Source organism: Streptococcus sp. SCPM-O-B-15304 (M98), assembly GCF_058200215.1.
Map to the genome: position 1 here is coordinate 34,984 of NZ_JBYQGQ010000015.1, position 14,672 is coordinate 49,655.

13 protein-coding genes and 1 other RNA gene are annotated in these 14,672 nt (G+C 41.2%); 1 reads left to right on the forward strand and 13 read right to left on the reverse strand.

Annotated elements, in window-relative coordinates; genetic code table 11:
• Nucleotides 1-12 precede the first annotated feature (12 nt).
• The 13 genes from AC3E7H_RS08760 to recJ form a co-directional block, all read right to left on the reverse strand.
• Entirely contained in the window at nt 13-369 is a 357-nt protein-coding gene (locus tag AC3E7H_RS08760; protein WP_075230046.1) for a MerR family transcriptional regulator, read from the reverse strand.
• Between the two features lie 75 nt (nt 370-444).
• A complete protein-coding gene (locus tag AC3E7H_RS08765; protein WP_490676414.1) occupies nt 445-972 on the reverse strand; it encodes an FUSC family protein in 528 nt (175 codons plus the stop codon).
• Nucleotides 973-1,099: 127 nt separating this feature from the next.
• Nucleotides 1,100-2,080 (reverse strand): phospho-N-acetylmuramoyl-pentapeptide-transferase, encoded by a 981-nt coding sequence (gene mraY / locus AC3E7H_RS08770; RefSeq protein WP_490676407.1) that lies wholly within the window; start codon nt 2,078-2,080, stop codon nt 1,100-1,102.
• Between the two features lies 1 nt (nt 2,081).
• A complete protein-coding gene (gene pbp2x / locus AC3E7H_RS08775; RefSeq protein WP_490676408.1) occupies nt 2,082-4,337 on the reverse strand; it encodes a penicillin-binding protein PBP2X in 2,256 nt (751 codons plus the stop codon).
• 3 nt (nt 4,338-4,340) lie between these two features.
• On the reverse strand, nt 4,341-4,658 hold the full coding sequence (gene ftsL, locus AC3E7H_RS08780; RefSeq protein ID WP_049526909.1) for a cell division protein FtsL: 318 nt from the start codon (nt 4,656-4,658) through the stop codon (nt 4,341-4,343).
• Nucleotides 4,659-4,667: 9 nt separating this feature from the next.
• The gene (gene rsmH / locus AC3E7H_RS08785) at nt 4,668-5,618 is read right to left on the reverse strand and encodes a 16S rRNA (cytosine(1402)-N(4))-methyltransferase RsmH (RefSeq protein WP_490676409.1); all 951 of its coding nucleotides are present in this window, start codon (nt 5,616-5,618) and stop codon (nt 4,668-4,670) included.
• A 71-nt stretch (nt 5,619-5,689) separates the two neighbouring features.
• Nucleotides 5,690-7,513 carry an excinuclease ABC subunit UvrC gene (gene uvrC, locus AC3E7H_RS08790; protein WP_490676410.1) on the reverse strand — a complete coding sequence of 608 codons (1,824 nt, stop codon included), beginning with the start codon at nt 7,511-7,513 and terminating at the stop codon, nt 5,690-5,692.
• A gap of 69 nt (nt 7,514-7,582) precedes the next feature.
• Nucleotides 7,583-8,284, reverse strand: coding sequence for a M57 family metalloprotease (locus AC3E7H_RS08795; RefSeq protein ID WP_490676411.1), 702 nt, complete (start codon nt 8,282-8,284; stop codon nt 7,583-7,585).
• Nucleotides 8,285-8,391: 107 nt separating this feature from the next.
• Nucleotides 8,392-9,171, reverse strand: a complete 780-nt coding sequence (locus AC3E7H_RS08800; protein WP_414313148.1) for an alpha/beta hydrolase — start codon at nt 9,169-9,171, stop codon at nt 8,392-8,394.
• 65 nt (nt 9,172-9,236) lie between these two features.
• Nucleotides 9,237-10,898, reverse strand: a complete 1,662-nt coding sequence (locus tag AC3E7H_RS08805) for a ribonuclease J (RefSeq protein WP_490676412.1) — start codon at nt 10,896-10,898, stop codon at nt 9,237-9,239.
• A 231-nt stretch (nt 10,899-11,129) separates the two neighbouring features.
• Nucleotides 11,130-11,219 carry a DUF2695 domain-containing protein gene (locus tag AC3E7H_RS08810; RefSeq protein ID WP_083500971.1) on the reverse strand — a complete coding sequence of 30 codons (90 nt, stop codon included), beginning with the start codon at nt 11,217-11,219 and terminating at the stop codon, nt 11,130-11,132.
• A gap of 39 nt (nt 11,220-11,258) precedes the next feature.
• On the reverse strand, nt 11,259-11,519 hold the full coding sequence (locus AC3E7H_RS08815; RefSeq protein ID WP_490676413.1) for a hypothetical protein: 261 nt from the start codon (nt 11,517-11,519) through the stop codon (nt 11,259-11,261).
• A gap of 271 nt (nt 11,520-11,790) precedes the next feature.
• The gene (gene recJ, locus AC3E7H_RS08820; protein WP_490676415.1) at nt 11,791-14,016 is read right to left on the reverse strand and encodes a single-stranded-DNA-specific exonuclease RecJ; all 2,226 of its coding nucleotides are present in this window, start codon (nt 14,014-14,016) and stop codon (nt 11,791-11,793) included.
• 207 nt (nt 14,017-14,223) lie between these two features.
• On the opposite strand from recJ, the gene ssrA reads away from it, so the two are divergent.
• Nucleotides 14,224-14,571: a transfer-messenger RNA gene (gene ssrA, locus AC3E7H_RS08825) on the forward strand.
• Nucleotides 14,572-14,672 lie beyond the last annotated feature (101 nt).

A 14,672-nucleotide genomic window follows, 5' to 3' on the forward strand; every position in this document is an offset into this window, starting at 1 on the left:
ATTTGCGGTTGCCTAACCGCGACCAAAAGGTGATTGTTGAGAAGCAAAGCGACTTTGTTGAAGAACTTCATTCCGAAGTGCCCTACGCACTTCAGTTTGACTAACTGGTTTCTTGGCTTTCGCCTCACGTTCAGCATATTTTTTCTTGATAGCAGCAATGTTCAGACCTTCAGAGATATAGTCCTTAATCTCAAGCAACCGATCCATATCATTCAGCGAGTACATACGGCGATTACCTTCGTTTCGATCAGGTTTTATCAAGTCCTGATCTTCATAATAACGAATTTGACGCGCCGAAAGATCGGTCAGCTTCATAACACTACCAATAGGAAAAACTGCCATATTGCGACGAAATTCTTTTTCCTTCATGTACACTTCCTTCTTTCTGTCTATTATAGTCTAAAAAAATTCAATCGTCAATCAATAATGTTATATCTTGTGACATTATTTTGTTTTTTTCAGTAAAATGCTCCGTAAACGATCAATATCGTAATTTACAAGAATTGCTACAAAAACACCCATAAAGGTTTCAAAAACTCGGGCAAATACGTACAAAACTGTCTCACCATTTGGAATTGATAAGGTAATAATCAACATAGCCGCAACTCCACCGATAACACCTGCCTTATTGTTCATTGCAACATTTGTCATAATGGTTAACATGGTGCAAATCGGAACAACAAGAAGGGTTACCCAGAAGGCTCCATGAAAAAAGTTATTCAAGAGAAAGAAAATCAGGGCATAAAAACCACCGATACTATTTCCGAGAATACGTGATGTCCCAAAGTGGACACTCTTATCAAAGTCTTCTCTTAAACTAAAAACTGCAGTCAAGGCTCCAATCTGAAGTCCTTTCCAACCAAAAAAACCAAAAATCATGAGAACTAAAAAAACAGCGATCCCTGTTTTAAACGTTCGCATCCCTAACTTAAACTTAGATTTATCAAATGTATACTTTTTAAAATAACTCATCATTTCAACTCTCTTTCTCCATTTTACCATAAATTTACCTATTTTTGAGATGGGGATGCAATAAACTGCTACAAATAGAAAAAGAGAAGGGCATAAATCCTTCTCTCTTATAATCAATATTCTATTTTTAGAATAAATACATGAAAGCCAAAGTCAAGAGACTAGCAAGCAAGCCCACTCCCCAGAAGAAGAAATCAACCTTCCACTCACTCCAAGCTTGACCTTTCCCAGAAAAACCACCCAACTCAAAATGGTGATGAACTGGTGTCATACGGAAGATACGTTTTCCTCCAGTCAACTTAAAGTAGGTAACTTGCATCATAACAGATGTGGTTTCAAAAACATAGACCAAACCAATCAAGAGTAACGTCCATTCTTGGTGTAGCGCCATGGAAATAGCCGCCAACATCCCTCCAAGAGCTAGGCTACCAACATCTCCCATGAAAACTTTAGCAGGCTTGTGGTTAAAGACAAAGAAGCCAAGAAGACCACCAATCATAGCTACAATCACTAGTAAGATATCAAGCTGATTTTGCACATAGGCAATCACTCCATAGGCAGATAGGCTAATCACCACCGAAATACTTGCCAAGCCATCGATTCCGTCAGTCAGATTAACTGCATTTGAAAAACCGACCAACCAGAAGAGGGCAAAGAGAATATAAAGAACACCTAAATGCAAGGGAAAACCAAATACATTTAAGATATCTCCTCCTCTTTCATAGAAGAAATAGAAGATAACCCCTCCGACCAACTGAAGCAAAAGCTTCTGTTTAGGATTGAGTCCTTCATTGATTTTGCGGAAAACCTTGAGGAAATCATCCAAGAAACCGACCAAACCATATAAGACCAGGATAAAGAGGATCATTCCGACATTATTGGTTAATTGATTGGTCACGAGAGCAAGGACCAGACTAACTAAAACTCCTGCTAGGAGAAAGACGAGTCCTCCCATGGTTGGTGTCCCAGCTTTTTCTTGGTGTTGTTTAACATCCTCATGCATCTGTTGACCGGTAATCTGTGCTTTATGGTAAAAACGGATAAAGGCTGGAATTCCTATGACTGTTAGAATAAAGGCAATCACTCCAGCAAAGATAGAAATAAGCATTCTAATCTCCTAATGTTATTTTTATTTTCTGTAAATCTTTTAAAGTTGTATTGGAACGAACACTTTGCTTTTTAACAGTTTCTCCTGTACCTTCAAACTCAACTTCAAGATTCAGCCATTTGGCAAAGGTTTCAACATTTTTCTTAGACCAGCCATATAAGTCAGGCATCTCTTCTACCTTGTCTGAAAGGAGTAAGATTTGCTCATTAGCGTCTAGATTTGTTCCTTCTGCCACTGAACTGTCCTTGATTTTTGTTCCTGAACCGATAACGATTGGTTGAACAAGATTGCGTCTCAGTTCCTCTGCCATATCTCCCGGACTATAGTCCTTGGTCGCTGGCATTGCATAACTAGTTGTTGTTGTAACTTGATCCAGATTTTTAGCTGTAGACTGAAGATTAAGAGATTCTTTCATAGCAGAAGCTCGTTCAAGAATAGGATTAGCAAATTCTCCAAACCAAGGTGTAGAAAAGTGTTCTGGCTGTTGAACTGTTACGTAAAGAATAAAATCAGGATTTTCAGAAGGATGCATGGTTACTACAGAAAAGATATAATTGGTTTTCCCAACTAAATATCCTCCGTTTTGCTCATCGGCAATTTGAGCTGTTCCAGATTTGACAGAAACATTCTGACCAGGAACAGTAATTACTGGTTTATTATCATTACGATTATACATGGTCCCATAAATAGGGTCTGTACCAACCAAAATCATGTTTTCCCTAGTCAAACTAGCCGTTTCTTTAGAAACAGGATTACCCACAACTTCTTTTTGCGACTTCCGAACTGACTGATCATTTGGATCATAAAGGGCGCTAATAAACTTTGGTTCTAACATAACTCCGTCATTCGCAATGGCTGTAAAAGCACGTAGCATCTGGGTCTGCGTTACAGAAATCCCCTGACCAAATGCACTCATGGCAATATCGACAATATTATCTGCAGGCAATTGACCTGAATACTCATCAGTCAGACCAAAACGCGTCGGCACCCCAAACTTAAAGCGATTGAGATAATCCAACCAAGTAGCATCTCCCATTTTTTGTTCAAGTAGACTCATTCCAACATTACTGGAGAGAGCGAAACCTTGTAAGAAAGTCATCATCCTACCAGTAGTCAAACCAGCATTAACATCCCAATCTCGAATCGTCGCATCCGCTATTTTTAATTCACTGCTATTGAAAACTTCTCCTCCTGGGAAAGTGTTATTATCAATAGCAGCAGCGAGCGTCATAACCTTCATGGTTGACCCCGGCTCATAGTTACTTTGATAGAGGATATCACGCCAAACAAAGTCCTTAGTCAGCCCTTCCTTAGTATCAGCATCGAAGGTTGGTCTCTGCGTCGTTGCAAGAATTTCCCCTGTTTTAGCACTGACCAAGGTTGCTGTCATATACTTGCCTTTTAGTTTTTCTTGGAAGGCATCCATTTGACTTTCCATAAAGGACTGCAAAGGACTAGATAGGGTCGTATAGACGTCTTTCCCGTTTACGGTCTGTTGGGTGACTTGTTCTGTACCAGGAACAATATTACCTAGACGGTCTTTTTCATAGGTAATGATACCATCTGTTCCCGCTAACAAGCTATTCAAGGAACTCTCGACACCAGACGTCCCAATGAGACTCTTTGAACCATCTTCATTTTCATGCAACTGAGCTAAACCAATAAAGGATGAAGCAAATTTTCCATTTGGATAACTTCGATTGGGACTAGTGGTAAAATTGACACCCTCGACCTTGGCAGCTTCTAAGTCCTGTTTAATAGACATCATATTAGCGTAGGTAATTCCATTTCCTTTAGCACCAAAGGAAACCTGCTTGAGATTTGGTTGAGAGAGTTGATCTTTGACGTAGGATTCCTCCATATCCAAGTACTTATGGAAAATTTCGGCTACCTTATTGTACTGAGATTCCTCTACATATAGAACATCCCCATTAGCTGATTTATAGTCCTTATCAATGACCGCATAAACATTATAGGATGTTGCATCTTCTGCAATCGGAGTTCCATTACGATCATAAATGGTCCCCCTCTTAGCAGGAACTGTTAGAGTTGTTTGGTGAACTTTACTTGCTTCTTTGACCAGGTCAACGCCAAACTTCTTCCCCGTACCAATAATCACCGCAAAGTTAACCAAAAAAACAGCAAAGAGAAAGACGGCCAAGAGACTGAGACTCTTCCCAACTCGTCTGCGGTTTTCAAGGGGAGATTTGCGATTCTTAATGGCAAAGTGTACTATTTTTTCTTTCCAGGTTTTCATATACTACTCCGCCGATCGGATATTTTCATTATTTAATTTCAGTTCTTGCGAATCTGCAATCCCTGTCAGACGCTCTGAACGGATCAATTCATTGACTTCTTGCTTAGCATCATCCAACTCCGTTTTCTTTTCTTCAATTTGAGCATTAACAGTCGTTAGTTCACTCTGGACTTGTAAAAGCTTGGTTTGCATATAGACCACACTGATGGCTAAGACAAGGGCTGTAATGGCAATTGAAAGGTAAAAGGCCTTTTCAACACGTGAAAATCTCTTGATACGAGCTTGCAGTAATTGGCTCGTCGTTTCTCTTTTGTCTACCATTTTATCCCCTTACTTGTGAATTTTTCGAGCTACTCGTAGCTTGGCTGAGTGGGAACGATTATTGGCCTCCAACTCCTCCTTGCTTGGTAGAATCGGTTTGCGAGAGACTAATTCCATCTTAGGCTTGAGATCATCCGGGATGAATGGCAAGCCTTTTGGAACCTCTACCGTCGAAGATTCCTTGAACAATTGCTTGGTCAAGCGATCTTCCAGCGAATGAAAGGTAATGACTGAGATTCTTCCGTCCACTGCTAGTAATTCCATAGCTTGTTGGATGGACTCATCTGCAGCTCCAAGTTCATCATTGACCTCAATACGGATGGCTTGGAAAATTTGTTTGGCCGGATGACCTTTTTTCTTGAGTTCCTTGGCAGGCTTAGCAGATTTGATAATCTCTGCTAATTCCGTTGTTGTCTCAATCGGCTTCAACTCACGCGCCTGTTCAATCTTCCGAGCAATCTGTTTGGAGAACTTGTCTTCTCCATATTTGAAAAAGATTCGCACCAAGTCATGATAGTCGTAGTGATTAACGACTTCATAAGCGGTCAAACTAGCTTCCTGATTCATGCGCATATCCAGTGGTGCATCCTTCTTATAGGAAAAACCACGTTCACGCTGATCTAACTGCGGGCTTGACACACCTAAATCATAACAAATTCCATCAATTTCAGTCACACCTAAGTCATGTAAGCGGTCCTTCAAATGACGGAAATTATCCTTGATGAAGGTGACCATGCCCTTTTCAATGTAAGGCGCCAAACGTTTTTGTGCATTATCAATAGCGTTTTGGTCCTGGTCAAAGGCATATAAATGCCCCTTCTCACTTAACTTACTTAATAAATACTCGCTGTGTCCTGCTCCTCCCAAGGTCGCATCAACGTAAATACCATCAGGTTTTACATCTAGCATATCAATGGTCTCATGGAGCATGACCGTTACATGATGAAATTCTTTAGTCATATCTTATCTATTTTACCACAATTCTGACTAGCTTGCACTCGCTAAAGCAAAAACCTTTTCTTACTACTTTATCACTTGTATTCAGCAGGTGACTCTACTACCTGAGCTAGTTCTACACGCTCTTGAGGATTCAAGTGGTGATGAACCGCTTCTGCCACTGCTCTTGGTATACCAACGGCGACAATCTCATCCACGCTGGCTTCCTTGATTTTTGTCAGAGATTTAAAATATTTCATTAAATTCTGCTTGCGTTTTGGACCCAAACCTTCAATTCCATCTAATTGAGAAGAGAAGGAATTTTTAGAACGTAGTTGGCGGTGGAAGGTAATCGCAAAGCGGTGAACTTCATCCTGAATGCGTTGTAGGAGGAAAAATTCTTGAGAATTGCGAGATAACTCTACCACCCCAAGCGGATCGCCAAAAAGCAATTCATGTGTTTGGTGCTTGTCATTCTTTTGCAGACCTGCGATGGGAATATCTAACCCCAACTCTTCTTGAATAACTTGCTTAGCGATATTAACCTGACCTTGTCCCCCATCAATGACGATCAAATCTGGCGGTGTCAAGCCATCACGTTGAACTCGACCATAGCGTCTGCGAATAACCTCTCGCATACTTGCGTAGTCATCTGGTCCCACAACTGTTTTTATCTTGTACTTACGGTAATCCTTCTTGCTCGGTTTCCCATTGACAAAAACAACCATGGCAGAAACTGGACTAGTCCCCATGATATTGGAGTTATCAAAGGACTCGATACGGACTGGGGTTGGAATTTGTAAAAGTCGTCCTAGATTTTCAATAGCCCCTTGTGTCTTCTCAACTGATTTTTCTAGCAGGTTAAATTTCTGCTCCAAGCTTACACGCGCATTTTTGATAGCGAGATTGACCAGTTGTTTTTTCTCCCCACGTTGGGGTTTGAGAACCTTGGTATCCACCAAGGCTTTGACTGCCTCTTCATCAATATCCCGAGGAATCAAAATTTCATTAGGAACCAAATGAGATTTTTCTTGATAAAACTGCCCAACGTAAGTCAGGAAGTCTTCATCTGGATCATTGTAGTAAGGAAAAAGGTTGACATCACGCTCAATGAGCTTACCTTGACGGACAAAGAATACCTGAACACACATCCAACCCTTATCTACATAGTAGCCAAAGACATCGCGGTTTTGGAGATCCTTGGCCATAACACGCTGCTTAGTCCGAAGGGTCCCAATGGCCTGAATCAAATCACGATATTCCGCCGCACGCTCAAATTCCATGCTCTGAGCTGCCACATTCATCTTTTCCTTGAGGTCATCGATGATTTTATCATCCTGCCCCTTTAGAAAATCAGAGACTTCTTGAGCCATGGCTTTGAAATAAGCCTCGTCTTTCTTACAGATGGTGTGAGCCACGCACTGGCCGATATGGTAATAAAAACAGACCTTTGATGGTGGATTGGTACACTTGCGAAATGGGAAAATCCGATCCAATAGCCGTTTAATTTCATTAGCTGCGCCCACATCCGGATAGGGTCCAAAATAGAGACCTCCGTCTTTTTTGACCTGACGGGTGATAATCAAGCGAGGATAGCGCTCATTGGTGATTTTGATGAAAGGATAGGACTTGTCGTCCTTGAGCATAATATTGTACTTAGGCTTATTTTCCTTAATCAGGTTGATTTCCAGAAGGAGGGCTTCAATATTAGACTCCGTAACAATAAACTCAAAGTCTACAATCTCAGATACCAATGCTTCTGTCTTGGTATCATGACTTCCACGGAAATAAGACCGTACACGATTGCGTAGATTTTTGGCCTTTCCTACATAGATAATCGTACCATTTTTATCTTTGTGAATGTAACAACCAGGGCTGGTCGGCAAGAGCTCTAGTTTTGATTTAATCAAGTTATTCATAGTTCCATTATAGCAAAAAGCCCCCTTCATTGCTTACATCAAGGAGCTCTATTTTTCGTTGAAAATCACTTATTCCCCAGACTCATATAGTTCTTGAACCGCTTGAACATCTTGAGCCTGAATACCATAATAAGAACCTGCTGGCTGCATGACTGACACTTCATTAGTATGCTCCAGCCCAATGGCATGTCCTAACTCATGCTCTGCTGTATGCAAGATACGATCATAGGTATAGCCATAGTTTGGATTAGATAGATAATAATGATTCAAACGAACTGTTACCGAAGTAAATTGTTTAGTAAGGAGATTTGTATGACTCTCAGCCTCACCGGCAACAGAAGTGGAACCATCATTCATTTCAGTCGCAAAAATAGTTGCTTGGTCAGGTTCTGTCACAACTACAAAATTAAAAGCACCGGTCTGATTCCAATTGGCAATAGCTTCGGCATAAGCCTTTTGAAAGGTTGTATCCATTTGGGGATCAATATAAATTGTCGCCTGTGCTTGGGGCCATTTTACTCCTGAATCTTGATGATGATCGGTCTGAGACAAACCTTGTAACTTACCAGTTTCTTGCCATTGATGCCAACCTGCCTGACCAACTTGAACAAGTTGCCCCGCTTGATTGAAGACACCAGATAAATCCCCTGTCATATACCAGAGAATCCCTAAAGCAATGAGAATTAAGACTACAAGAGTCCACACAAGGCGCCAGAACATGCGCCAAATCCCTAGTAACAATCGACATAGAACACGAATAATCCAGAACATGATTTCCCGCCTTTCCTAAAAAAATAAGAATCCACCTTTTAGTCCTGGTTTCCCATTCTAAAGATAGATTCCTTATTTTACTCAAGTAAGCTGAAAGAAAACTAAAACTAAGACAAGCGTTCTTCCAAAACAAAATCAATTGGCAAGGTAGCCAAAAACCGTTCCAATTGTTTTTCCCAATAATACCACTCATGGGTCCCTGCACTGTGGCTATAGGTCACATCAAAACCAAGTTTCTTGAGATTCTTCACTGCTAGATTATTGGCAGCATACAAGAAATCTTGTTCACCACACCAAGCCCAGAGTTTGGTCTTCTTGTCTGACTTGTTAGCAAGAGTTTCAAGTGAGTAAGGGCTAGTTTCCCAGTTATCAAGCTTGCCAAAAACACCTCGCCAGTAGGCACGCGTCCCTAAATCTTGGCTTTCAGGAGAAAACTCTTCGAAACTGAGAGCACCAGAAAGACTAGCTGCATGTGAGAAACGGTTGGTTGATAGGGCCAACTTGAAGGAACCGTAGCCTCCCATTGATAGACCAGCGATAAAAGTCTTTTCACGCTTGCTAGACATATTAGGGAAGAAACGTTTGAGCACTTTAGGCAGTTCTTCTGCTAAAGCTGTATAGTAGTTATAGCCATACTGAGTATCTGTGTACCAACCGTTACTTGTATTAGGCATGACAACAATCAGATTAGTCCCTCGTACCAAGCGCTCTACATTGGTCCGTTTGAGCCAGCTATTATGATTTCCTGACATCCCATGTAAGAGATAGAGGACAGGAATATCCGTAGAATCTGGCTCCTCAACCCGAGACGCATCTGGGTAGAGAACATTCACTCCCCACTCCATATCTAAAACTTCTGAGTAATACTCAATCTTCATTACTGCCATAACTTGCTCCTTATTCGTTTAAGATAAGAAAAAGCCGAAACTCGACTTTCTCCTGCTATTTGATTCTATTTTGCTTCCATGACTACTGGCAAGATAGCTGGGCGGCGCTTGGTTTGGTCAAAGAGGAACTTGGACAAATGATCACGTACCTTACCTTTGAGGTCTGCCCAGTCAAATTCCTCACCTTGGAGGTAGTCTTCAACCGTTTGGTTCACCAACTCTGTACTTTCACGCAAGATATCACGGCTCTTCTTGAGATAGACAAATCCACGCGTGTGCACTCGAGCTTTAGCAATGATTTTTTTCTCACGACGGTTAACAGTAATAGCCACGATGAAAATCCCATCTTCTGACAAGACCTTACGGTCACGAAGGACGACATTACCGACATCTCCGATGGCATTCCCATCAATCAAGACATCTCCTGCTGTAACTGCACCAGATGGAACAAAGTCCCCATGCTCGTAAGACATAGTAGTCCCTTTTTTAGGGATAAAAATACGTTCTGGTAGCATACCAACTGCCATAGCGGCCTTAGCATGGGCATCCAACTCACGGTATTCTCCTTGGATCGGGAAGAGATACTGAGGTTGCAAGAGATTGATCATCAATTGCAAATCACGCGCATTCCCATGTCCTGACACACGCAAGCTATGAGTAATTGGCTTGACAACTCCACCTGCTTGGTAGACCATATTTTCTACACGTGCCATAACCGCTTCCTTGGCGATTGATGGTGTTGTAACAATATAAACTAGGTCACCTTCTTTGATTTCAACATAACGGTGACGACCGATAGACATCTTGCGTAGGCCGTTAATGGGTTCACCCATACGTCCAGTTTCAAGAATGATCAACTCATGATCTTCAAAACGTGACATATCTTTTGGTTTAATCAAAAGATTTTCACTTGCTAAAGACAATTTTTTCAGACGAATAGCTGTACGGACGATATTTTCAATGTCAAATCCTGTCAAGACAACACGACGTCCTGTCTCCGCAGCTGCGTCAAAAACCTGCTGGATACGGGAAAGATTACTTGCAACTGCAGCAACGATGATACGTCCATCCCAGTCAGAGATGGTTTGCGTGATTTCTACACCAACTTCATTTTCACTGGCTACTTGGATATTGCTATCTGCATTGGCAGAATCACTTAGAAGAGCCAGGACTCCTTCACGACCAATTTCGGCTAAACGTCCAAAGTCAGTGGCGTAGGATTCACTAGCCGTTTGGTCAAACTTGAAATCTCCTGTGTAAACAACATTTCCTTCAGACGTTTTTAAGACCACACCCAAACTTTCTGGGATAGAGTGAGTTGTACGGAAGAAGGATACTACCGTTCCGCCAAAATCAATCTCTGTATTTTCATCAATCACATGGAAATCATCAAATTTCTTGACGCTGTCATTTCCCTTAACAAATAGTTTAGCCAGTTCGATGGTCAACTCTGAGCCAAATACAGGAACCTTAGCTTCTGCCAAGAGATAAGGGAGGGCGCCAATCGCATCCGCATGCCCGTGTGTTAAGAAAACCCCAGCAATACGATCGCTATTTTCAAACAAATAGTCCATGTTGGGAATAACGACATCGACACCCAACTGTTCATTTTCAGGGTATTTCAAACCTGCATCTAATACAAAAATCGAGTCGTTAATTTCTGCGATGTACATGTTCTTACCATTTTCACGCACACCCCCAAGTGTTGTTAATTTAATAGTATTCATTTTTCCTCCGAATAGTCACTTCAACTTGTTTGTAGAGCTTTAAAAGCTCTCTTTTTCTGAAAGTCCAATTCACTTTCAACCGAATCTTTTCCATTCATTATACCATTTTTTTACTAATTTTCAAAATGAATCTTACAGATAATCGCACTTCAACTACCTCTTTCCGTTCAATAACGGACAAAGCAGCACTAATAAGAGGGGCAAATGAGACAATTGGTGCTCCCATCCTGTCTAATCTTCAAATAAGTCAGCAACATTATAAAGGACTTCGCAGTCACAGTAGGCTCCATTTGCTTCTAAAAATCCCAAAATCACTTCCACTTCTAATACTCAATGAAAATCAAAGAGCAAACTAGGAAACTAGCCGCAGGCTGTACTTAAGTACGGCAAGGTGACGTTGACGCGGTTTGAAGAGATTTTCGAAGAGTATAAATCACGCCCTTTTAGAAAGGATATAGTCAAGGTAAAATCAGCAGGACAAGTCAGCGACTCTAACTCCTGATCCAAAAAATCAAACAAATCTAAAAAAATCTCCCTTGTTATCGGTAAACTAGCTTCAAATTCTTTCTTTTGTTGCTGCTTATACTCTGCCAGTAATTTCTTTTTATTCTCTTTATCCATTTTCTACTCCGACTAACTTCTCTGGTACTTTTGATACTAATACTCAATGAAAATCAAAGAGCAAACTAGGAAGCTAGCCGCAGGTTGCTCAAAGCACCGCTTTGAGGTTGCAGATAAAGCTGACGTGGTTTGAAGAGATTTTCGAAGAGTTTAACTTTCTTCAACAAGGTTCAACAGTCCTTCACTCCTCTCATTATAGCACTAAATCCCTTTCATTGATGTAGTTTTTGATAGCAAACAAAAAGAGTCAGCAAGCCAACTCTTACAATCTCTATTCACTTTTTTCCATCAAGAAATCATAGATTTCTTGGACTGTTCCAAGCGCCATTATCTCTTGCTCTTTAACAGTTTGTTTCAGTTTTTGATAAATCTGACTTTCAGCTATATTGCGCTTTTCAGCCTCTTTATTCACCCTCATGACTCCATTTTCAATGGTCACAAAGTCAAGCTCTTCAAATATCTGAATCATTTTGACTAACAGGATTTGCTCAATCTTGAGATAGGCCGCCAAATCCTTGAGTTTATAGCGAATGTCAAACTCTGGGAACTGATAGATGGTTTTATACAATTTAGCAAACTGCTCTCTTGTGCCATAGCCCGTCAAGTAGTAAGCTTTGGCTATATCATTTTTAAAGTAAAGAGCTGAAAATTCCTGTTCCTGACAGATTTTCTTAAGAAGGGATATATCCTCAGGAATATTCTTAACGACAATAGCTGAACAAGAGGTCACATCAGGTAACTCTTGCCTAAAATCCAAAACGGCTACCCCTTCTGGTAACAGGGCATTCTTGCCACGAATGTTAAAGAGCTGGACACCTTCTACACGGGCGTCAACCATCATCAACTGCAAGCTTGTTTGTCCATTCCATTGGTTAACAGAGAGAGTCACTGCCAATTCCAGTTGCTTGGTCTGTGAGAATTCAGTCGCCCATTTCCCTTGACCAAAAGCGACTACCTCAAAACTGGCCTCACCTTTTGAAATTTTCAGCTTGAGATGAGCATTACCAGCCCCCATAACGCGAGCATTTTCAACTTGAAAATTTCGAATATAGAAGACAGGTTTTTGGTTATCCATCCCAAAAGGAGCTAGACGTTCAAAACTTTTCACCGTCTCCAAACTCAAGGCCTCTAAATCCAGTTCTTCGTCTAAAAATAGATTGTTTTTACCTTGGGCATCTGCACCTTTTTCTCGGATATATGCTTCCAAAACATCAGACAAGACTTCCAACTTATCCACTTCGAGGGTCATACCTGCAGCACCTGCGTGACCTCCAAATGCGATAAACAGTTCTCGATGTGGGTCCAAGGCTTCAAAGATATCGACTGCTTCTATGCTTCGAGCACTTCCCTTGGCGCGCCCATCTTCGATATTTAGCACAATAACTGTCTGACCTAGTTCTTCCAACAAGCGTCCAGCTACAATTCCAAGAACCCCCGGATTCCAGCCTTCCTTGGCCAAAACTTGAACACTTTTATCAGGATCCACCATGTCCTTGGCTTCATCGTAAATGGACTGAACAATTTCCTTACGTTCTTCATTCTTTTGATGAATCAAAAGGGCGATTTCATGCACTTCCTCATCGTCAAATCCAGTCAACAAATCAATAGCTGGATTGGGATCATCCAAACGTCCTAGAGCATTTAAACGCGGTGCTAGCTGAAAACCAACTGTCTCTTCTGTCACATCACTACTCGAAATCCCAGCGATTTCAAACATTTCTTGCAATCCCATTCGCTGAGTATTGCGCAAGACCTCAAGACCATATTGGACCATGATACGATTTTCATCCGTCAGGCTGACCATATCGGCAATTGTACCGATGGCAACCAAGTCCAACAACTCAACCTGTACTTCTTCCAAAAGGGCACAAGCCAACTTAAAAGCGACCCCACAACCCGCCAAATGCTTGAAAGGATAGTCCGCCCCTGGATGTTCAGGATGGATAATAGCATAGGCATCTGGTAAAACCTCAGGCATAGAATGGTGGTCGGTCACAATGACGTCCACTCCCATAGACTGGGCCAAATCAATGGCTTCATGCCCAGCCACACCATTGTCCACCGTCACAATCAAAGACACACCCTGCTGTTCGATAAAATATTTGTAGACACTGGCATTTGGACCATAGCCATCCGTAAAGCGATTTGGAAGATAAACCAGGCACTCAGCACCCAACTGTTCTAAACTTTCCTTGACAATGGAAGCCGAAGTCATCCCATCTGCATCGTAGTCCCCGTAAATGAGAATCAGTTCCCCTTGTTCAATAGCATAGCGAATCCGCTCCACTGCCTTTTCCATATCATTTAAAAGGTAGGGATCATGCAAATCCTCCAAAGAAGGTTCTAAAAATTTTTTCAGACTGGGCTCATCCTTGATGCCTCGTTCAAATAACAAACGAGCTACTTCAGGGCCCAAACCAGCTTTCTTAGCTATCTTTGTAAAATCCGCATCCTCAACTTGCGGAGTGAATTGCCAATTATAAGTAGGAATTATCAAAAAAATCATCCACTCTTTCTTACGATTCTATCTTTTTATTATAACATGATTTCCAGTTTTTCTCTTGATTTTCTTACTAAGTTAATGACTCTTCATCGCTCTAAGCACCCACTTATAAAACATATACATACCAAAGTCTCTTTCCATTTGTTTACTTGACTTTTGCAATTTCCCCTCAGATAAGGTATAATAATTGTATTGTCTTTTGGGGTCGTTACGGATTCGACAGGCATTATGAGGCATATTTTGCGACTCGTGTGGCGACGTAAACGCTCAGTTAAATATAACTGCAAAAAATAACACTTCTTACGCTCTAGCTGCCTAAAAACCAGCAGGCGTGACCCGATTTGGATCGCTCGTGTTCAATGACAGGTCTTATTATTAGCGAGATATGATCAAACTTTGTCTAGCAGTTTGATAAGAGATTTATAGACTCGCAGTTCCTAGGCTTGAGTTATGTGTCGAGGAGCTGTTAAAACAATACATAACCTATGGTTGTAGACAAATATGTTAGCAGGTGTTTGGACGTGGGTTCGACTCCCACCGGCTCCATTATATTTTAAAAACGTTGAAATTCTCAACGTTTTTTTGCTTGTTTGCTTATTTACCACTTTTCCATTAAGTAGACCAATCAAAAAACCGTAAGAATTTCTTCT

Excerpts from the sequence above, each read along its gene's own strand:
- AC3E7H_RS08760 (WP_075230046.1), bottom strand. The coding sequence starts at position 369 with ATGAAGGAAAAAGAATTTCGTCGCAATATGGCAGTTTTTCCTATTGGT.
- AC3E7H_RS08765 (WP_490676414.1), bottom strand. The coding sequence starts at position 972 with ATGAGTTATTTTAAAAAGTATACATTTGATAAATCTAAGTTTAAGTTA.
- mraY (WP_490676407.1), bottom strand. The coding sequence starts at position 2,080 with ATGCTTATTTCTATCTTTGCTGGAGTGATTGCCTTTATTCTAACAGTC.
- pbp2x (WP_490676408.1), bottom strand. The coding sequence starts at position 4,337 with ATGAAAACCTGGAAAGAAAAAATAGTACACTTTGCCATTAAGAATCGC.
- ftsL (WP_049526909.1), bottom strand. The coding sequence starts at position 4,658 with ATGGTAGACAAAAGAGAAACGACGAGCCAATTACTGCAAGCTCGTATC.
- rsmH (WP_490676409.1), bottom strand. The coding sequence starts at position 5,618 with ATGACTAAAGAATTTCATCATGTAACGGTCATGCTCCATGAGACCATT.
- uvrC (WP_490676410.1), bottom strand. The coding sequence starts at position 7,513 with ATGAATAACTTGATTAAATCAAAACTAGAGCTCTTGCCGACCAGCCCT.
- AC3E7H_RS08795 (WP_490676411.1), bottom strand. The coding sequence starts at position 8,284 with ATGTTCTGGATTATTCGTGTTCTATGTCGATTGTTACTAGGGATTTGG.
- AC3E7H_RS08800 (WP_414313148.1), bottom strand. The coding sequence starts at position 9,171 with ATGGCAGTAATGAAGATTGAGTATTACTCAGAAGTTTTAGATATGGAG.
- AC3E7H_RS08805 (WP_490676412.1), bottom strand. The coding sequence starts at position 10,898 with ATGAATACTATTAAATTAACAACACTTGGGGGTGTGCGTGAAAATGGT.
- AC3E7H_RS08815 (WP_490676413.1), bottom strand. The coding sequence starts at position 11,519 with ATGGATAAAGAGAATAAAAAGAAATTACTGGCAGAGTATAAGCAGCAA.